General features: G+C 37.2%; 21 protein-coding genes. 10 read left to right on the top strand and 11 right to left on the bottom strand.

All coding sequences use genetic code 11. The annotated features are described in order from the left end of the window. Positions 1 to 8 precede the first annotated feature (8 nt). The 3 genes from CD31_RS14480 (at position 9) to cysC (ending at position 2,873) form a co-directional block, all read left to right on the top strand. Positions 9 to 1,073, top strand: coding sequence for a sulfate permease (locus CD31_RS14480; RefSeq protein ID WP_036078559.1), 1,065 nt, complete (start codon positions 9 to 11; stop codon positions 1,071 to 1,073). Between the two features lie 70 nt (positions 1,074 to 1,143). Further along, positions 1,144 to 2,283, top strand: a complete 1,140-nt coding sequence (sat, locus tag CD31_RS14475) for a sulfate adenylyltransferase (RefSeq protein WP_036078558.1) — start codon at positions 1,144 to 1,146, stop codon at positions 2,281 to 2,283. After that, positions 2,280 to 2,873 (top strand): adenylyl-sulfate kinase, encoded by a 594-nt coding sequence (gene cysC, locus CD31_RS14470; protein WP_036078557.1) that lies wholly within the window; start codon positions 2,280 to 2,282, stop codon positions 2,871 to 2,873. The genes sat and cysC overlap by 4 nt, the downstream gene beginning before the upstream one ends. A 44-nt stretch (positions 2,874 to 2,917) precedes the next feature. Here the strand turns inward: cysC and mnhG are convergent, their stop codons facing one another. From mnhG to CD31_RS14435, 7 genes are read right to left on the bottom strand one after another with little or no spacing between them, the layout of a single operon-like run. After that, positions 2,918 to 3,286, bottom strand: a complete 369-nt coding sequence (gene mnhG / locus CD31_RS14465) for a monovalent cation/H(+) antiporter subunit G (protein ID WP_004228373.1) — start codon at positions 3,284 to 3,286, stop codon at positions 2,918 to 2,920. Then, positions 3,270 to 3,551 (bottom strand): Na(+)/H(+) antiporter subunit F1, encoded by a 282-nt coding sequence (locus CD31_RS14460; RefSeq protein WP_004228375.1) that lies wholly within the window; start codon positions 3,549 to 3,551, stop codon positions 3,270 to 3,272. The genes mnhG and CD31_RS14460 overlap by 17 nt, the downstream gene beginning before the upstream one ends. Next, the gene (locus CD31_RS14455) at positions 3,548 to 4,027 is read right to left on the bottom strand and encodes a Na+/H+ antiporter subunit E (protein WP_016995166.1); all 480 of its coding nucleotides are present in this window, start codon (positions 4,025 to 4,027) and stop codon (positions 3,548 to 3,550) included. The genes CD31_RS14460 and CD31_RS14455 overlap by 4 nt, the downstream gene beginning before the upstream one ends. A 4-nt stretch (positions 4,028 to 4,031) precedes the next feature. Further along, positions 4,032 to 5,519 (bottom strand): Na+/H+ antiporter subunit D, encoded by a 1,488-nt coding sequence (locus CD31_RS14450; RefSeq protein WP_036078556.1) that lies wholly within the window; start codon positions 5,517 to 5,519, stop codon positions 4,032 to 4,034. Continuing rightward, a complete protein-coding gene (locus tag CD31_RS14445; RefSeq protein WP_004228379.1) occupies positions 5,512 to 5,853 on the bottom strand; it encodes a Na(+)/H(+) antiporter subunit C in 342 nt (113 codons plus the stop codon). Before CD31_RS14445 ends, CD31_RS14450 begins: the two co-directional genes overlap by 8 nt. Further along, positions 5,853 to 6,275: a Na(+)/H(+) antiporter subunit B gene (locus tag CD31_RS14440; RefSeq protein WP_004228380.1), complete on the bottom strand. Its 423-nt coding sequence runs from the start codon at positions 6,273 to 6,275 to the stop codon at positions 5,853 to 5,855. Before CD31_RS14440 ends, CD31_RS14445 begins: the two co-directional genes overlap by 1 nt. Further along, entirely contained in the window at positions 6,262 to 8,673 is a 2,412-nt protein-coding gene (locus CD31_RS14435) for a Na+/H+ antiporter subunit A (RefSeq protein WP_081977503.1), read from the bottom strand. The genes CD31_RS14440 and CD31_RS14435 overlap by 14 nt, the downstream gene beginning before the upstream one ends. A gap of 155 nt (positions 8,674 to 8,828) precedes the next feature. Here CD31_RS14435 and CD31_RS14430 point away from each other — a divergent pair, with 155 nt between their 5' ends. Continuing rightward, entirely contained in the window at positions 8,829 to 9,392 is a 564-nt protein-coding gene (locus CD31_RS14430; RefSeq protein WP_036078555.1) for a DUF5366 family protein, read from the top strand. Positions 9,393 to 9,624: 232 nt separating this feature from the next. Here CD31_RS14430 and CD31_RS14425 read toward each other — a convergent pair whose 3' ends face one another. After that, complete coding sequence (locus CD31_RS14425) at positions 9,625 to 11,475, bottom strand: transglycosylase domain-containing protein (RefSeq protein WP_036078554.1); 1,851 nt, start codon at positions 11,473 to 11,475, stop codon at positions 9,625 to 9,627. A gap of 237 nt (positions 11,476 to 11,712) precedes the next feature. On the opposite strand from CD31_RS14425, the gene CD31_RS14420 reads away from it, so the two are divergent. Further along, entirely contained in the window at positions 11,713 to 12,300 is a 588-nt protein-coding gene (locus CD31_RS14420; protein ID WP_004228389.1) for a peptidylprolyl isomerase, read from the top strand. Between the two features lie 21 nt (positions 12,301 to 12,321). Continuing rightward, positions 12,322 to 12,534: a hypothetical protein gene (locus CD31_RS14415; RefSeq protein WP_016995163.1), complete on the top strand. Its 213-nt coding sequence runs from the start codon at positions 12,322 to 12,324 to the stop codon at positions 12,532 to 12,534. Positions 12,535 to 12,570: 36 nt separating this feature from the next. Here the strand turns inward: CD31_RS14415 and CD31_RS14410 are convergent, their stop codons facing one another. Together CD31_RS14410 and CD31_RS14405 are read right to left on the bottom strand one after the other, a co-directional pair. After that, the gene (locus CD31_RS14410; RefSeq protein WP_036078553.1) at positions 12,571 to 14,004 is read right to left on the bottom strand and encodes a magnesium transporter CorA family protein; all 1,434 of its coding nucleotides are present in this window, start codon (positions 14,002 to 14,004) and stop codon (positions 12,571 to 12,573) included. 108 nt (positions 14,005 to 14,112) lie between these two features. Further along, positions 14,113 to 15,285, bottom strand: coding sequence for a MalY/PatB family protein (locus tag CD31_RS14405; protein WP_036078551.1), 1,173 nt, complete (start codon positions 15,283 to 15,285; stop codon positions 14,113 to 14,115). 72 nt (positions 15,286 to 15,357) lie between these two features. Between CD31_RS14405 and CD31_RS14400 the strand changes: the two genes are divergently transcribed. The 4 genes from CD31_RS14400 (at position 15,358) to yugI (ending at position 18,631) form a co-directional block, all read left to right on the top strand. Further along, positions 15,358 to 15,618, top strand: a complete 261-nt coding sequence (locus tag CD31_RS14400) for a DUF1871 family protein (RefSeq protein ID WP_004228396.1) — start codon at positions 15,358 to 15,360, stop codon at positions 15,616 to 15,618. Positions 15,619 to 15,973: 355 nt separating this feature from the next. Continuing rightward, complete coding sequence (locus CD31_RS14395) at positions 15,974 to 16,522, top strand: RNA polymerase sigma factor (protein WP_036078546.1); 549 nt, start codon at positions 15,974 to 15,976, stop codon at positions 16,520 to 16,522. Then, on the top strand, positions 16,515 to 18,167 hold the full coding sequence (locus CD31_RS14390) for a hypothetical protein (protein ID WP_036078543.1): 1,653 nt from the start codon (positions 16,515 to 16,517) through the stop codon (positions 18,165 to 18,167). Before CD31_RS14395 ends, CD31_RS14390 begins: the two co-directional genes overlap by 8 nt. Positions 18,168 to 18,253: 86 nt before the next feature. Then, positions 18,254 to 18,631, top strand: coding sequence for a S1 domain-containing post-transcriptional regulator GSP13 (gene yugI / locus CD31_RS14385; protein WP_004228409.1), 378 nt, complete (start codon positions 18,254 to 18,256; stop codon positions 18,629 to 18,631). Between the two features lie 42 nt (positions 18,632 to 18,673). Here yugI and CD31_RS14380 read toward each other — a convergent pair whose 3' ends face one another. Continuing rightward, complete coding sequence (locus CD31_RS14380; RefSeq protein ID WP_016995156.1) at positions 18,674 to 19,981, bottom strand: sigma-54-dependent Fis family transcriptional regulator; 1,308 nt, start codon at positions 19,979 to 19,981, stop codon at positions 18,674 to 18,676. Positions 19,982 to 20,175 lie beyond the last annotated feature (194 nt).

Here is a 20,175-nt window from a genome sequence, read left to right as displayed (position 1 = left end):
GTTCTGCCATGCTTGAATATTTTGCAATAGCTATTAGTTTATTTTTTGCGATGAACATAGGAGCAAGCGGTGCAGCAGCCTCAATGGGTGTTGCTTATGGGGCAGGTGCCATTAAAAAAGCGTGGCAAGCATTGCTTTTATGCGCGATAGGCGTCTACAGTGGGGCTGTATTAGGCGGAGGAGAAGTAGTCAAAACGATAAGCTCAGGTATTATGCCCCAGGAATATATAACGGTAAAGGTTGTCATTATTATCTTGATTTCTGCGACAAGCTCGTTATTTTTCGCCAATCTTTTAGGCATACCCTTATCAACGAGTGAAGTAACTGTGGGAGCTGTTGTAGGTGTAGGAATTGCCTATAAAGTATTATTCGTTAATTCGCTGCTTGTCATCATTTCATTTTGGGTGATTGTACCACTTGTTGCCTTTGTCATTGCTCTTGTATGTGGAAAATTTTTATATAAGTTACAAATCAGAGGACTGCTGAAAGATCATCCAATTTTAACTGTTCTTCTCGTATTAGCAGGATTTTTCGAAGCATTCTCAGCGGGGATGAATAATGTTGCCAATGCAGTTGGACCGTTGGTGGGAGCAGGAATGATGGATGTGACAACGGGCATTGTGCTTGGCGGTGCATTTGTCGCAATAGGTGCTCTACTACTTGGTAAACGAGTGCTTGAAACAAACGGTAAAAAAATAGTGCGCTTTCAAAAGGCAGAGGGCATTCTCATTTCAAGTACAGGTGCCCTGCTTGTTGGCATAAGCTCAGTTTTTGGGCTTCCAGTCCCATTAACACAAGTCACTTCTTCTTCCATCATCGGGATGGGGATGGCCAAAAACGGAAAGCAAATCTTCCATAAGCATATTGTGAAAAAAATTATACGCATTTGGATTGTATCACCCATCTTTTCGTTAGTCATTTCTTATTTTTTAGTGCAGTTATTTTTAGAAAAGGACCTTTATACCATTATTTTGAATGGCAGTATTATCGTTGGGACGCTAGGAGTCATTAGTCTGATGCGTACGATGCGTGAAGAAGAGCAGTCTATCTATGATGCAGGTGAAGGCATTTAAATTGAATCGTGTCATCACTAGATTTTGACTATAAAACTTAGTATTTAACTAGAATTAGGAGGAGATTTTAATGAGTTTACAACCACATGGTGGGCTACTTGTGCAAGCATTTGATCCAGAAAAGGAAATCACTACTATTCATAAGGAAATTGAGCTGGATGCGATTTCGTTAAGTGATTTAGAGTTAATTGCTATAGGGGGGTATAGCCCAATCGATGGTTTTTTAACACAAGTAGACTATGAGTCAGTCGTGGAACAAAGTCGTTTAGCATCAGGCGTAGTATGGAGTATTCCGATTACATTACCTGTTACAAAAGAGAAAGCGTCCATCTTACAGCCTGGTGATGAGGTGAAGCTTGTTTATGGTGATGAGGTATATGGCGTTATTGAAGTGGCAGATATTTATGAGCCGAATAAACGAAAAGAGGCTTTGCTTGTCTATGGAACAGAGGATTTAGCACATCCTGGCGTTCAAAAGCTCTTTGATCGACCTGCCATTTATGTCGGAGGAAAAATTACGTTGATTAAACGTCTTACACAAAAGTTCCCTGCTTATTCATTTGACCCAGTAGAAACGCGACAATTATTTGCTGACAAGGGATGGAAAACGATTGTTGGCTTCCAAACACGTAATCCAGTCCATAGGGCACATGAATATATTCAAAAGGCAGCACTTGAAACGATTGATGGGTTATTTCTAAATCCACTTGTTGGTGAAACAAAATCAGATGATGTGTCAGCTGCTATACGTATGGAGAGCTATGAGGTTTTATTAAAAAACTATTATCCTGAAAGTCGTGTACAATTAGGTATTTTTCCAGCCGCTATGCGGTATGCAGGACCAAAGGAAGCTATTTTCCATGCACTTGTTAGAAAAAATTATGGCTGTACTCATTTTATTGTTGGTCGTGATCATGCAGGTGTTGGTGATTATTATGGCACATATGATGCACAAAAGATTTTTGAACAGTTTACTGAAGATGAATTAGGAATTGTCCCACTAAAGTTTGAGCATAGCTTTTATTGTCAGCAATGTGAAGGCATGGCTACGACAAAGACGTGTCCACATGATAGCTCTGCCCATGTCATTCTATCAGGAACGAAGGTACGTGAGATGCTACGAAATGGAGAAGTACCACCAAGTACATTCAGTCGTAAAGAAGTTGTAGACATTTTAATTAAAGGCATGAGTAAGGAGGTAGTAAAATGAGTTCAAACATTGTTTGGCATGAAGCCTCCATTACAAAAGAGGAACGTCGTTCAAAAAATAAACATCAAAGCTTTATTTTATGGTTTACGGGTTTATCTGCTTCAGGGAAATCATCCGTGGCCAATGCTTTTGCCCGTCGATTATTTGAAAGGAGCAATCAAGCCTTCGTATTAGATGGTGATAATGTGCGCCATGGCTTAAATAGTGACTTAGGATTCGATGAGGCAGGGCGCAAGGAAAATATTCGTCGAATAGGTGAAGTCTCAAAGTTATTTATAGAGAGCGGTCAAATTGTGCTAACGGCTTTTATTTCACCTTATCGAGAAGATCGCCAGGTAGTTCGGGCACTTGTAGAGGATGGTGAATTTTTAGAGGTCTATGTAAAGTGTTCAGTAGAAACATGTGAAAAAAGAGATCCGAAAGGTTTGTATAAAAAAGCAAGGAATGCTGAAATTGCTAATTTTACAGGGATTAGCGCTCCATATGAAGAACCAATTAACCCAGAAGTTATTTTGGATACAGAACAGCATTCCATAGAAGAATGTGTGGAGCAACTGACAAATATTTTAACTGCCAAAGGATATATTTAACTAAAAAAATCTGCTCGATTTAGTAATCGGGCAGATTTTTATGTTTATTTTACACCTTGTTCCTTTTTCATTCTGTCAATTTCAGGACCTAGTTCATCACGTACGGTACCTTTCCATGGCTTAACACCAGCAATATAGGAAGAACGCGTCATAATGTGTCCGCCAACAGGACCAGTGATAAAGAGAAAGAGTATTCCCAGTAAAATACGAGGGTTGAAATGATCTTCAATCAGCCAAAAGTGAAAGAATACACCGATAAGCACACACATGACGCCAAGTGTTGCACTTTTTGAAGCGGCATGGGCACGTGTATACAAATCAGGTAAGCGGACAAGTCCGATAGCTGTCACGACAATAAAGAGTACCCCAACAGTAATAAAAAAGATAACTAAACTATTAGCGAGAATTGTCACGTTTGATGATATCTCCTTTCTCTATGAATTTAGAGAAAGCCATCGTACCGATAAACGATAAAATTGCTAGCAATAAAATGATTTCAAGAAAGAAGCTTGTTTCCACTAAAATCGAAAATAGTCCGATTAGGGAAATGAGTGAAACACCAAGTGAATCCAAGGCAACAACACGATCGGATGCGGAAGGACCTTTTACCATTCGATAAATGACCGCTATCATCGATAAGCAAATCACTACGATTACAGCAATAATAAATGTTGTCATGATCTACTCACCTCCAAAATCGCTTTTTCAAATGAATCTCGAATGGAAGCAATGGCTTCATCCACATCGTTAATATCAATTGCATGTACATACAATGTTTTCGCATCATCCGATACATGCACTACGACTGTTCCTGGTGTTAAAGTAATAAGACTCGACAATAACGTGATTTCCCAGTCTTGTGTTAGAACAGTTGGATAAGCAAAAAAGGCAGGTTGCATGTCCAGCTTAGGCTTTAACACTACTTTCAACACTTGAACATTTGCTAGAATTAATTCTTTAAAGAACAATAACGTTAAGTTTAGCAGAGCCCATAATCGATAGACATAAAGACGAGACTTGAAAAACCTCCGCATGAGAATAAGTAAAAGTATTCCCATAATGAATCCAATGATAAAACCAGTTGCTGTGTAATTAGAGGAAAGGAACATCCAGACGAAGGCAAGTACAAAATTTAAAATCATTTGAAATGCCATAGTGTTACTCCTCCTTCATGACAGCATCTATATAGATAGATGGATCATTTAATAGTTTTGCGGCATCATCCATAAATGGCGTAATCCATTCAGAACCGACACCATATGCGACAGTAATAAGTACTAAAACGGCAGTAGGCATAAACAGCATTTTATAGGTAGATTTGTCGATTGTACCTTGTGTTTCTTTTTCCTCACCCCAAAAGGCATAAAGGAAAATACGAATCACGGATAGTAAAACAAGCAATGAAGATGCCAAAATGAAAATACTGCTCCACATACTTCCAGCCTCAAAGCCTCCCTGAACAATTAACAGCTTTCCAACAAACCCGCTAAGTGGAGGAATTCCAGCTAAGCCAAAAGCTGCTATTAAATAACACCAACCAAGTGCAGGGTATTTTTTCATAAGCCCACCCATTTTACGCAAATCCGATGTGCCAGTAATATAGATGACAATGCCGATTAACATAAAGAGTGCTGCCTTAATGAGCATATCGTGAATTAAATAAAACATAGCTCCTTTTAATGAAGTCTCATTCATTTGAGAGACACCAAATAAAATGACACCTACTGCAATGACAATGTTATAGATAATAATGAGTTTTACATCAAAATAAGCGAGTGCTCCAATACAACCAGCCACAATTGTTGCAATGGCTAATGCCATTAGTAAATCATGCGTATAGGATAAATCATGTACAAAAAATAGTGTGTAGGTACGTGTAATGGCATATACCCCAACCTTTGTGAGCAGAGCGCCAAATAGTGTTAAGACAGGGATCGGGGCTGCTGCATACGAAGTAGGAAGCCAAAAGTATAATGGGAAAATGGCTGCTTTTAGTCCAAATACCATTAAAAATAGGACGGCGATAACAGTAATAATCCCTGGTTGATTAATTTCTGCAATTTTTACCGCAATATCGGCCATGTTTAATGTCCCTACTACAGAATATAAATAGGCAACTGTTATAACAAATAAGGCCGAAGAAATAACATTAATTAAAATATATTTAATAGACCCTTTCAGTTGCCCCTTCTCACCACCTAAAACGATGAGTAAATAGGAAGCCATTAGCAATACTTCAAAGAACACAAATAAGTTAAAAATATCGCCTGTTGTAAAGGCACCATTGACCCCAGTTAAAATAAACATAATACCAGGGTAATAAAAGAAGCGTTCGCGTTCCTTCGTGATAGAACCGAAGCCATACCAAACAACAAATAGCGCAATAAGCAATGTCGTTGTAACGAGCAATGCAGACACCATATCAGATACCATTGTAATACCGTAAGGAACAGGCCAATTTCCAAATGTGACCTTTTGAATACCATCTTCTTTCACTGTTAAAAGCAGTGAAAGGGCAGAGAGGAGGGCTAGTCCAATCCCAAGTAATGAAAATGATCGCTGATAAGTTAGATTTTTTTGTCCAAACATTAAAATCATACCGAAGAAAAACGGGATGATAATGGGTAATAGTAGGAAGTTATTCATCCTCATCACTTCCTCTCATTAAGCTAATATCATCCGTGTTAAGCTCCTGATAGGAACGGTAGGCAAGTACAAGGAAGAATGCTGTCACCCCAAAGCTTATAACAATCGCAGTTAAAATAAGTGCTTGGGGTAAGGGATCAGCAAATGTTTTGGCTCCTTCGTTTAAGACGGGTGGAGCTTCACCACCAAGACCACCCATTGTTAAGATGAGTAGATGAGCACCATGACTTAACAGACCTGTTCCAATAATAATGCGCAATAAACTTTTTGATAGGATTAAATAGACCGCTGCCATAAAAAGAAAGCCGATCACAAAGGCCATAATTATTTCCATTATTCATCCTCTCCAATCGTTTGAATAATGGTCATCGTAACGCCGACAACAACCAAATAGACACCGCTATCAAAAAGCATAGCCGTGTGTAATGACTGTTTGCCTAGAAGCGGTAAATCGAAATAATCAAAGAAATGTGTGAAAAACGGTTTGCCCACAAACATGGGGTATGCCGCAGTAGCAAGGGCTAATAGTAAGCCAATGGCTGTTAAATATGTGTAATTAATAGGTAGAATATGACGGACTGTGTTGATATCATAGGCTAACACTAAAAGAACCAGTGCACTTGATGTTAACAGACCCCCTACAAAGCCTCCACCAGGCGTATAGTGACCAGCTAAAAAAATATGAATGGAGAAGAAGAAAATAATGAAAAATACAATTTTAGCTGTAAATTGTATGATCACATCATTTGTTTTCATGAGTGTTCTCCTTTCTATTCATACGTAACTTAATCATAGCTAAGATGGCCATGCCAGCTATGCCGAGTACTGTAATTTCAAACAATGTATCGAAACCACGATAGTCTACTAAAATTACGTTTACAATATTTCCACCACCCGCTAATGAATAGACGGTTTCCTCGTAGTACTTAGCAATAGACGGAATTAATTTTTGGGAATGAGCTGACAGCGCAACAAGTGTTACCATCACACCAACTGCAATGGAAACAATGGCACGATTTAACTGGAACCTCATTCGCTCCTCGCGTTTACCAAGCTTAGGTAGATGGTAAAATGCTAATAAAAATAGTGCTACTGAAATCGTTTCTATAACGAGCTGTGTCAGCGCTAAATCAGGTGCATTAAAAATGACAAAGAATAAGGCGACTGTATAGCCTACAGTACCAAGCCCAATAATGGCTGTTAAACGTGATTTAGCCAAGATGGTGATGGCCGTACCAATTAATAAAACGACGATCAAGATAATTTCATACAAATTAATTGGGGAGGCTCCTTGGAATGAAATACTAAATGCATCTTTCACGAATAGAGACCCGATTACAATAATAGTTATTCCGCTAAACATATAAAGTAAATAGTGACGCATAGAACCTGTCATATAGCGTCGGGAAATACGATTTAAGCCAACATCTAATCCCTGCATGATTTTGTCATAGGCATTGTTTAATGTTAACGCTTGCGGGAATCGTTGATACATCCCCTGCCATTTTGGTAAGGCAACAAATAACAATACCCCAACTATTATAATCCCAACTGTCATCAATAACTCTGGGGTGATGCCGTGCCAAGCAGATACATGAATATCAACAGCTTGGGGTGAATCATACAAAAATGGCTGTATCGCTTGAACGGCTGGTTTTACAAAGGTATTACCGATAAAGTTTGGAATAAAGAAGATTGTCACAACTAAAGCCGCTAAAAGAATAGGCGAAATTAGCATACCGATCGGCGCCTCATGTGGTTTATGAGTTAACTGCTCTGGTTTGTAATTCCCATTAAATGTTCGGAAAACAAAATAGAAACTATAGATAAATGTAAAAATACTAGCAATCCACGCAACAATAGGGAAGAGTGCTCCCCATGTTTCAAAGCCGAAGAATTCAAACTTTTGAAGTGCAAGCATGGCTGTTAAAAACATTTCTTTACTTAAGAAGCCATTAAATGGTGGAAGACCGGCCATTGATAAACTTCCTATTGCAGCCACAGTAAAACTAATTGGCATAATACTCATTAAACCACCGAGTTTACGAATATCTCGAGTTCCTGTTTCATGATCAACAATGCCTGCAATCATGAAGAGACTGCCTTTAAATGTTGCATGATTGATAAGGTGGAAAATGGCAGCAAATGCAGCAAATTTAATGGTATCGACTGAGCCATTTGCATGAAAAGCAACAGCACTTGCCCCGAGTAGTGACATTATAAGTCCAAGCTGACTCACTGTGGAGAAGGCTAGAATACCTTTTAAATCAGTTTGCTTCACTGCAAAGAAGGAGCCCCAGAATAAAGTTAAGATACCTACACCCGTTACAAGCCACACCCAAAGCTCAGAGGCTGCAAATATCGGCGTAAATCGTGCAACTAAATAGATACCTGCTTTGACCATTGTAGCTGAATGAAGGTATGCACTTACTGGTGTTGGCGCCTCCATGGCATCTGGTAACCAAATGTAGAATGGGAATTGCGCGGATTTTGTAAATGCTCCCAAGAGTAATAGGACAAGTGACCAAGTGAATAAAGGTTGGTCTACTAAATTTGGGGCCATAACAATCAATTCTCGAATGGAATAGGTTCCTCCCATTAAATAAAGAAGAACGAAACCACCTAGCATCATTAAACCGCCGCCAACTGTAATCATCATAGACTTTAATGCTCCGAAGCGTGAGGCATCCCGATTATACCAATAGCCGATGAGTAAAAATGATGATATGGATGTTAGCTCCCAGAAGAAATAGAGTGTAATTAAATGATCTGACTGTACTACTCCCAGCATGGCTGACATAAATAACAGTAAGTAAACATAAAAGTTATGTAATTTTTCTTTATGTTTATCTAAGTAAAAAATGGAGTAAAGCACAACTAACGAGCCAATTCCAGTAATGAGTAATGAGAATAATAAGCTAAGTCCATCTAAATATGAGATGATGGAAATATCAAGAGATGGAATCCAAGGTAGCTCTGCAGTAAATACTTCACCTTTAGAAACTTGAGCAATATATGTTGTATAAATAACAGCAAGCGTAACAGGTACAGCAAGAACAAACCAACCTGTGTGAATATTATTCATGCGTTTATATAATAATGGCACTAATATTGCAACAAGCATTGGAATAAAAATATAAAGTACTTGTAACAAAAAAACCCTCCTTTATGCAGGTAAGTAAATCAATTATAACGTACTTTAATTGGGAATGCATATGCACTATTGGGATTTAGCTTGCGGTCGTTGGAGAATTTTCGTTATATTATAAATAGGAAGTTATCAATAAAAATAAAGGAAAAAAATTTTTTATGAGGAACCCATATATCTATGGTTATCTACCATTAATTACAATTTTATTGTTTAGTTTGACATTTGGTATGTATGCTGTTGGTAAATCATTACAGATTTTTCAAGCCATCGGTGTGTATTCGGGAATGCGAGAGTTTTTATCAGATTTTGAATTACGTGTATTTCTACTCATTGTTTTTGCCATTGTTTTTTTTATGTTATTTTCTGCCCTTAAGCTTGTTGGAGAAACCATTCATGAGGTAGGAATGCTGTTCTTTTCAAAGGATAACGAAGGGGCCACAGTTAGTCAGGCTCGAGGTGGCTATATTATCTTATTTGTAGGTGCTATGTGTTCTGCATTTGCCATCCAATTTATTTATGTTTTAATTGGTATCTTTGTCATCACAATATTTACCTACTTTATTTACCTGATTTATAAAATGAGTCATTTTATATCAATGGGAGGCACAATCGGTCTATTAATCTTTGAGCTTTTTATGTGGACGATTCTTTTAACACTAGTTGTTTATGTCGTATTAAAGCTCTATAATGGCATTTTGGCAAGTTTGCCGTTTGCAAATTAATACATACTATTAAAATGTTAACAGCATCCTCCATAAAGAATAATGAAACTTTCACTTTATTTGAAAACTGTTGCTAAAAAGCTAACATTTTGACTCCGGCTCGCCCACAGGAAAGAAAGTAGCCTGTAACGGAAAACCATTTCCACCTTTCATAAAAATTTTATTAATGGTTTGTTTTTTAACACTTTGAAAAGGTAGTAGTCGCTAAGACTACTACCTTTTGGTTGTTTCACTACTCAAGCAAAACATTAAATAATTGATGATGAATTTTGTATTCTTCTAATTGCTGCATTGATTGAGGTTTATCATACCCTAACCATACGGCAGCGGTATAATCGTCATTGAGTCCAGCAAGCCAGTAGTCACGATAGTCATTCGTTGTCCCTGTTTTTGCCCCAACATAGCTGCTGTTACTATAGACACCTTGACCTGTACCGTTTGCTACAACATCTGCAAGGAGCTCACGCATGTATTTTACTGTTTTAGGAGACCAAATTTGTTCACGCTGTGTATCCCAACTATAAAGTTCTGTTCCATCGAAAGCTGTGACTTTGCGTATACTATGAGCAAGTACATAAGAGCCATCAATAAAGCTAGTATAAGCATCTGCGAGTTCTAATGCTGTTACACCATAGGTGAGCCCTCCTAATGATGCGGCATAATTATGATCCTTCTCTACAATCGAGCGGAAGTGAAAGCGATTAAGGTAATCAAAGGCTGTTTCAACCCCAACTGTTTGAAAGAGGCGAAGTGCAGATGTGTTATAGCTGTGTCGAAAAGCAGTACGAATTGACACATCACCATACGTATAGCCCCCATAGTTTTGTGGGCAAAACGAGCCAACACAATAACGACCACCGTTGACAATCGAATCAGGTGTATGAGCTGTTGTTTCGAAGAACGGTGCATAGACTGCCAGAGGCTTAAAGGCTGACCCTGGTTGGCGTGTTCCTTGAAATGCACGATGGAAATCAAATTTTTCATAGTTCTTCCCTGCATACAGACTAACTATTTCTCTTGATTGGTTCTCAATAGCTGCACCTGCTGCTTGCAATGGGCTAGTTCCTAAAATAGCTGACATTTTTTCCTCATCATGCTGCTGTTTAGTTGGATCAAGCGCTGTGTGAATGATGAGTCCATTTTGAAATAATGTATTGAGTCGATTATCTAATTGCGCTTTAATTTTTTTCTTCTCTTCCTCATTATCTGTAAAGCCTAGTCGATCCGCATAGCCTTCTTTTTCTGCAACAAGCCATTTTAACTCTTGAAGAACATAAGTACTATACATTGGATAACTTTGAATTTTATCTTTCACATTTAGTGTAATGGAATCAGCCTTATAGTTTTTTGCCTCTTCCTCTGTAATAGCCCCATTTGCTGCAAGGGTATCTAACAAGCGCTCCTGCCTTGCTTTAGTTTGATCATAATTCTTTAAAGGATTATAAAGGGAGGGGTTATTTGGGATGGCCGCAATGAAGGCTATTTCAGCTATGGATAATTCTTGGAGTGGCTTTTGAAAATAATAGGTGGCTGCTCCGCCAATGCCATAAACTTGATTGCTAAAATAGGACTCATTCAGGTACATCGTTAAAATGGCTTCTTTATCAAATTCCTTTTCTAATTCATATGCATAAAAAAGCTCTGTTAATTTCCGTTCATATGTTTTTTCTTCAGATAAATAACGCATCCGAACAAGCTGCTGCGTGATTGTACTACCACCTTGAGAGGTTGTGTTGCTATTTGAATTGGCTACAACCGCACGAATAATCGCACTTAAATCAAAGCCAATATGCGTATAAAAATCAGCATCCTCACTGGTAATGAATATTTCCTGGGCAATTTGTGGAATTTCTTGTAAACTTAGTGGCTGCCGCCATTCGACATATTCCTCACTAAATGTTTGCCCATTTCGATCAATAAGGGTAACAGGTAGCTGGGCCTCTACCTCAGGTAAATGTATAGCATTAGTCATTTGTTCCTCATGTGCTTGTGCGATATGGATTTCTGTTTTAATGTTTGTGCTAATCCACCATAAAGCAGGAAGGGATAGAACGATAATAAAAAAACCAAAAGCCTTTTTCATGTGTGCCTCCACTCTTACTATAAATCCTTCATCAGAATAACATATTTTGGATAGATTCCAAATACTCGCTCGGACCTATTTATATAGTTTTAAAAAGGAATAGTAAAAGTGCAAAAATCGTCAATACTTTGAGGGAGAAAACTGGTAGGAAGTATGTTAGACTAAAATGAGGTCAGAAAGGGTGCACAGGCATCTTTTTCATTGAAACTGAAATTTATCATTAAAGGAGAGACTTCCATGTTTCCACAATTAACAACAGACGTACAAGCAGGCGAAGTGCTTGTAGAAATGAACACAACATTAGGTGCTATCAAAATTAAATTATTCCCTGAGCACGCACCAAAAACGGTTGAGAACTTTTTAGGTCATGCTAAATCAGGCTACTATAACGGCATTATTTTCCACCGTGTTATTCAAGACTTCATGATTCAAGGTGGCGACCCAACTGGTACTGGTATGGGCGGAGAATCAATTTGGGGTAATTCCTTTGAAGATGAGTTCTCAGAGCAATTGTTTAACCTACGTGGAGCGCTTTCAATGGCAAATGCAGGTCCAAACACAAATGGTTCTCAATTCTTTATTGTACAAATGAAGCACCTTCCAAGTGATATGCTTCGTCAATTACAGGGTGCAGGCTTCCCTGAAGAAATCATCGAAGCTTACGCTCAAAACGGTGGTACACCTTGGTTAGACCATAAACACACAGTATTCGGTCATGTAGTAGAAGGTATGGACATTGTGGATAAAATTGCGGATGTGGAAAAAGATTTCCGTGACAAACCATTAGAAGATGTGAAAATTGAGTCAATTACAGTCTTTGAATAATACGTATAAGGACGTGTAGAAATGCAAAACTTTATGTATCAATTTTTATATTTCCCAGAAGACAAATCAGGTTATATTCCAGCGGCATTTGAATTTTTAATTATGCTTATTCTATGTATTATCGTGTTTACGCTTTTTAGAAAAATTTCTAAGAAGCAAGAAATGAAATCTAAGGAAATTGAAGCACGGATTTTAGCAGAAAAGAAAAGTACAAATAACCAACAGAATATTTAAATAAAAAGAATCTGCCTCCCTGGAGACAGATTCTTTTTATTTATATTTTTTTTTAGCACGACGCACCATGTTTCGTAGTGTTTTAAAGGCAGTGACACAAACAAGGACAAGGGATAAACCAATCCCACTCAATGCAGTAATAAAGGCTACCCATTCAAAGAGTGTATAACTACCGATGCTATCGAAATCACTGCTATCTTTCCAACCTTCAATGACTAAGTTCATCCCATAAATGCCTGATATTACAGTAAAGACTGTTAAAATAAATAGTAAATTATTACTTCGATTATCAGACTGATCTTCCTGTGTTCGATACAAACTATTCAATGTTTCTTTCGTTTCGACATAATGTTCATTTATACGGAAATACTTTCGTAGCAATTGAGAAATTTCTCTGCCTTCTGTTCGTACGATGACTTCTTCAAAATAATAGCGTGCAGAAAACTTTGTAATGAGCTCGATTAGTTCATTGACAACCTGTTTATCTTTGCCCCACTTTATTTCACTATACTCATAGGAAAGCTTTAAGAGCATCATTTTATAAAAATAATGAATGAACAAATTGTAATAGTGCGTACCCATAAATTCTTGAATACTATGTGTACATTTGGCAAACGGCCTATTTGTCATCGTTATTTGTGCCTGTGACGAGGTGATAATATAACTGTTCGGAGCCCAACGTGTATGGGCATGCTCTTGTACATAATTAGAGATATATTCAGGATTAGTGCTAGAAATAAAGGGTTTGCCAGCAGGTGTCCTACCATCTACTTGTCCCAATCGAAATAAATGCTCAGGTATAATTTTAGCTTCTTCCTCAGCAATTAAATATGCTGAGGCAAACATTCGCTCATCTTCAAAGAACGGTAAGCCTTCATAGCTATGGTCTTGTTGATGTAATAGAAAGGGCTGTAAATAAGGTATAAAATACTTAAATAACAATTCACTTGTAGAAGAACAATGACCAAATGAAAAATGATGACTGGCACCTTTCTCCTCTCGTAGTTTGGCCTCTAATACTCTAAAATAGTGGATAAAATTTAATATATCACTTAGATCATGTGATTGATCGGTTATATTTGCTCTTACTGTTATAATCCCATTCCCAAAAGGACATAATGTCACATCAATACTCATCACTTCGTAATCATAATTGATTTGACTTTCTTGAAGGTGTAAGGCGCCTTGTGTATAAAAAGCTTTGGAAAAACGAATAAAGTCAGGGCTATTCATTTCGTTTGGAAATAATTTATCCTCCAAAAAAGGATAGAAAAATTGGGCAAGCTCCTCATGTATAATCGTCATATCACCATAAAAGGCGTCTTCAAGTGATGTATTTTTCAAGGTAAAAAAAGAAAAGTCCTCATCTAATAGTACATCACTGATTTTTTGACGATTTTTTTCGGAATAGGCGAAGGGAAAAAGGAAGGTCATATAGGCACGTTTAATCGTTAATGGGACAATGTCCATGTAAAACACCTCTTTATAAATCCGATTGATAAGAACCTTTTCCACAAATTTAAGCTTTTAAACATGGAAAAGGATATCTCCAAAAGAGAGATATCCTTTCAACCATTATTATTGTGCAAAGACCTTTTTAAAACGCTCGACGCCATCTTTCACAGTATCAAATGAACAAGCAACATTCATACGTAGGAAGCCACGGCCTTCTTCTCCATATTTTGTTCCTGGTTCTAGTGCTAGCTTTCCGATTTCAAGTAAGCGAGTCATGATCTCCTTCTCTTCAAGCCCCAGCTCTCGGTAATCAATCCAGATTAAATAAGTGGATTGAGGAATCGTAACACGAATGCCTGGAATTTGCTCTAACTCAGCTTTCACATACTCCATATTGGCAGAAATATAAGGGAGTAATTCATCTAACCAAGGAGCCCCTTCTGTATAAGCAGCATGAAGGGCAACAGAGGCAAATGTATTTAATGAGCCTTGACCACTTGCCATATTGATGGCCTCTAGCTTCAAGCGTTTTTTCTTATCTGTTACGATCATATATGAAACTTGAATTCCTGCTAAGTTAAAAGTTTTAGTAGGAGCCATACACGTAACAATGCGATTGATTTCATCACCTGCAACTTTAGCTAAAGGAATATGTTTATCCCCATTCATCATTAAATCAGCATGGATTTCATCAGAAATAATGATGACATCATACTTAGCACATAGTCGTACAATTTCCTTTAAAGTAGCTTCATCCCATACATAGCCTCCTGGATTATGCGGGTTACATAGTATGTAGGCTTTCACATCTTGTGCTAAAGCCTGCTCAAAGGCTTCAAAATCATAGACAAACATTCCATCTTCTTCAACCAATGGGCAGCTTACAACTTCACGACCATTACTTTTTGGTATGTTAAAGAATGGCGGATAAACTGGAGGTGAAATGAGTACTTTGTCACCAGGGTTAGTTAGGGCAACAATGCTGTTAGCTAATGCAGCCACAACACCATTACAGAATAGAATGGCTTCTTTCTCAATGTGCCAGTCATGGCGACTACTTTGCCAGTCTACAATGGATTGAATCGCTTCTTCACTCATATAACTATAGCCAAAAATAGTATGTTCGGCATGTTGCTGTAAAGCCTTTGAAACGGCTGCTGGAGCAGCAAAATCCATATCGGCTACCCACATTGGTAAGATATCTGAGGCATCGTTTAGGCCATAAACCTTTTCCATTGCGTCCCATTTTACAGAGTTTGTACATCGACGTTTGATAGTTTGATCAAAAATAGACAAGCAAATCACTCTTTTCTTTTTTTTTTACTATGGTATCATACGAGTATGATCAAAGGATAATAGGTGAGTATTTTGGAAAATATAAAAATGAATCAAGCAGCTGTCCATCTGCTAGAGGAGTGGGATCCATTCCACTTAGGTCCAGACCATTATGATACAGAAACAGCAGATGTAGTAGCAGCATTGCAAGGGATTGATGATCCATCGACACTTGCAAAAGTTATTCAAGAAACATATGAGCATTCGTTTGAGCAATGGATACCATTTGAAGACTGTGTCGCCATTTCTTACAAACTAATTGCGATTAAATTTGAAGCGAAATGTATTATTTAAAATATTTTGCATATTCCTTATAAAAAAAGGGGTTGTCACTGGACAACCTCTTTTTTAATGGAATCATTGAGGCTAATACTTATTTAAATAAAGGCAAAATCCCCTGAATGAAAATAACACCCAATTTTTGTTGTAAATTGATCCCTCGATGACACGAAAATAAATCCTCCTTATACTAAAGTATTATTTTACCTCAATCTTCTCATAAAACAAGCAAATATCAGAAAATTGATGGTGGATAGGAAGACATTTGATGGAGTAAAAATCTAGAATGATAACATATAAGGAAAGACATCTAAATTATGTAACAATTAGGTAGAATGCTTCGTTTCATTATCAAAAAGGGGGGATAGCTATGACAGAGGTTGAACTAATAGCAAGGGCGCAGCAAGGAGATAAAGATGCCTATATAGAGCTTATCCGCATACATCAACGAACCGTTGAAAAGTTTGCCTTTCAATGTGGTGTACATACAAATGATTTAGCTGATGTTTCACAGGAGGTATTTGTCAAACTGTATCGCTTTTTACACCAATTTAAACAGGATCGATTTACCACATGGCTCTATAAAATCACATTAAATGCTACGCGTGATTATTATCGTAAGGAACAACGGCAGCAGGCAAAAGAGGACAAGTTACAAGCCCAACAGCAAAAGACTCATTCATCTGCTGAAGAGGATGTTCTTTTGTTTGAAGAGGACAGGCATCTACATTGTGCTATTCAGGCCCTTAATGAAAAATACCGTTATCCTCTCGTGTTGTATTATTTCCACGAATTAAAATACGAAGAAATCGCTGAGGTCTTAAACATTTCGTTATCGACGGTGAAAGTGCGATTATTACGTGCGAAGGAAAAGCTAAAGGCAGCATTAATGCAAGATGGGAGTGTTGAAAATGGATGATAAGCAATTTGACCAACGCATGGCACTACTGAAAAAATCCTATGAACGAATGGAACCGAAGCTTGATCCTGATACTGTCTTTAAACAAATTGAAGAAGAGGATACATCAAAGGAATTATCTTTTGAAAATATCAATAAAGTTCATCAGCGCCCCTCAAGATGGCAAAAGTCGGTTGTTTGGTTTGTAAGTATTGCGAGCGTGTTATTAGTGGGTTTATTAGGAACTTCATATATGATTAGACAACCTGAAACTTACAATAGTAATGATAAACAGATTTCTCAAGAAAATGATGACAACAGGATAGAGACGTATGAACAATGGGTAGAGCGAATCACCAAGAAATATAAGAGAGTGAAAGAAGATATTAGCAGGGAGTTGAAAGTTTCAGTAGAAGAACTAAATACTTTTTCATATATTCAAAATGCAGATTCCCTGTTGGCCTTCTATACGAGTTATGAACGTCCAATAAAAGAGGATTGGGAATTGCAAATAATGGAGAAAGAAATTTTAGACGGATTAATGACCCCAAGACGAGCCTTAGAGACAATCAAAGGATATGGGCCATTATCCTTTAATGAATCTTATGGAATCTTTAGCTTATATAAGCAACCGCTTAATGACATAGAAGTGTATTTTAATTCTTTACTTGAACCTTATGAACAGTTTTTCAAGAAAAAGATAGATCGTAGTCAGTATCCATCAGATTTAAAAGCAATCATTGAAACAGCAAGCAAGCAATATATGGAACTACAAATGGATACGGATGGTTCTTATTATTTTAAAGCTAATCCCATCGATGGGGAATTTGCTTTTGAGCCTATAAAATACATGCACCCTGATATTTTTGGTTACTTTGAGTTTTTACAAAAAGGATTTTTATTAAGAGAAGAAGACTTGAGATATACACGAGAAGAAACAGCTGAATCCTTGAAAATTATGGAGCGTTCATTGTTGTTTGATATCAATACGGCGAATGCTACTTATAAGGAATTAAAGGCAGTATTTGAAAATACTTGGTTAGCTCTAATGAAAGGAACCACTAACTATCAAGTGTATACTGACAAGGGAATCGTTAATAAAGAATACCTGAATTTTTTACAAAAAGTTGCTAATGGAAAGTATGGGGAGGTAATGACAAAGAATGCGGCAACTATTTTAAATGAATTACACCAATATAACAACTCAGCAACGTTAGTAGGGCTGTCCAAACAAGATATTTCAACGGCCATTTTGCAAATTAGGAAAGATACGGCAGTTGAAGAATTTAATATTGTAGACATCGATGATGCGGAGATTGCACAAATTAAGAAAATTTATGATCAGTATTTGAAAAGTGACCCTGAACCATTTATTAATCAGCTTAGTCCTTTAAATATGGTTTCCCTTTATTTATATGCAATTTCTATTGGAGATGAATCATTGCAAGAGAAAGTAATCCTATCAAATGTAGAAATAGAGTCGGATTTTTTAAACAAAGTGAAGAACTTATCTATTATTAGCCAAATGGCGCAATACAACGGCAATTATCCAATGGTGGCTGTACGACTTGATGAAGAACATCAAAAAGAGTATGGCAAGCAACTTTTGTTTAGATTATCTCAAAATGAAGACGGTTTTTACCGTATAATTGGTATCATGGATTGATGAGATGATTTTTTGCCCCGTTTTTACACGTATGTTATAATTTAAGCGATATATACGTAGCAAACAAAAGAAAGTGGGCAAAGGTTATGGTAAAAAAATATGAATTAGGAGACGTGTTGACCGGAAAAGTTACAGGTATTCAACCATACGGTGCATTTGTTGCATTAGATGACAATACGCAAGGCCTTGTGCATATTTCGGAAATAACATACGGCTTTGTGAAGGACGTTAGTGAATTTTTAGCTGTTGGGCAAGAAGTAGAAGTCAAAATTCTTGAAATCGATGAAGAGGCCGAAAAAATTAGTTTATCGATGAGAGCGCTACAGGATCGCCCAGCAACAGTAAGAAAAAAAGATGCACCACCACGTAAATCATTGCAGGACCGTGTAGATGAATCGGATGCAAATGGTTTTAATTCCTTAAAAGATAAATTGCAGGACTGGATTGAACAATCTGGTCAATAAAAAAACGAGGATGCTTTCGAATGAAGGTATCCTCGTTTTTTTCTATTGCTTTTTTATTTTACGGATTCGATATTGTAGGTTTTGTCTGCTCATACCAAGCGCATTCGCTGCCTTTGTAATATTGCCCTCATATAAATTTAAGACATTTTGCACATAATATGATTCGGCTTCACGCAAATAGGCATCGAGTGGCATAACATTATGATTTTGATGGAACATAAAAAATTCTGGCTCACGATTATTTGTATCTTGCTGTTGCACTTTGAAGCGGAAATGTAAAGGTAATAAATCTGAAGTAACAGTGGTTTCCGTTGTCATAAATGAAACAATTTCATCCAGTAGTAGCTCAAGCTCCTTTAGATTTCCTGGCCAATCATACTGTAAAAATAATTCCTGTACATCTGGTGCAAGTTCAGTGACTTGTGAGGCAAATCGTTCTCGATGTCGACTAAAATAATCTTCAACAAATGGAAGAATGTCTTCTTTTCGATCTGTTAAATTTGGAATGGTAATCGCCATTGTTGCAAAGAAATAATAAAGAGATTTTGACAGCTTTTTTTCGGCAATCAATGTAATAGGATCACTGCCTACACTTCCAATCAGCATATATTTGGACTGTGGCAGCGAATGTAGTATATCTAAAAGTTGCTCTTGAATGTCTAAGCTTAAAAAATCTATCCGTTCAAAGAAAAAGGTATAGTCTTTATCTTCTTCTAATAATTGCTGTAGTTTATCGAGCACCGATTGAGCTGAACGGCGACTAACGAGTGTTACAAAGGCATCAGGATCAGGTGAAGCCGCGTGGTGAATTCCCTCTGCTACTAAGTCTTTCCCTGTGCCAGATTCGCCAATTAATAATACTGGTAACTTTACAGCAGCTGCTTTTTTAGCGTTGTCGATAACCTGCTTCATGGATTCAGAATCAGCTTTAATCATATCAAATGTTAATGGTTCATCGTAACGACGAAGGGGTTGATAAACAAGCTTTTCCAGTGAGGTAATATCACGTGCAAATTCGATTGCGCCAATCAGTTTTCCATCAGCAAAAAGTGGAAAAGTATCATTAATTGTTGTAATTTCATGACCATTTTTATTCCAGTAGGATTGTTTAACATTAATTTCTTTCTTTCCTGTTTGTAAAACACGCATTAATGTACTTTCATGTTGACGGAAGGAAAACATTTCAATAATGGAACGGTCTGCAAGTTCATCAAAATGAAATCCTTCAATTTCTTTCATTTTCGTATTGTAAATAATTGTTTTGCCAGATAGGTCTACTGCATGAATACCAACGGATACATTTGTTGCAATAAACTCATAAAAAGGTAGTAAAGGTTCAGAATTTTTCATAAAAATGTGCACCTCAAAAATTTTTTACTTGAAATATGCAACGAAATTTTGCATTATAATAAGTGTAAGAATATTTTATACGCAAAGATATTTTGCGTCAATGTTTTTTGCATACCCAAACACATCTCACAAGGGAGGATTAAGTATGATTCCATACAAACACGAACCATTCACAGATTTTTCACAAGAGGCAA

The sequence above is a fragment of the Lysinibacillus boronitolerans JCM 21713 = 10a = NBRC 103108 genome, assembly GCF_000772935.1.
Lineage (GTDB): Bacteria > Bacillota > Bacilli > Bacillales_A > Planococcaceae > Lysinibacillus > Lysinibacillus boronitolerans.
The sequence above is the reverse complement of the archived record's forward strand: the minus strand, read 5'-3'. Positions and strand labels throughout refer to the sequence as shown.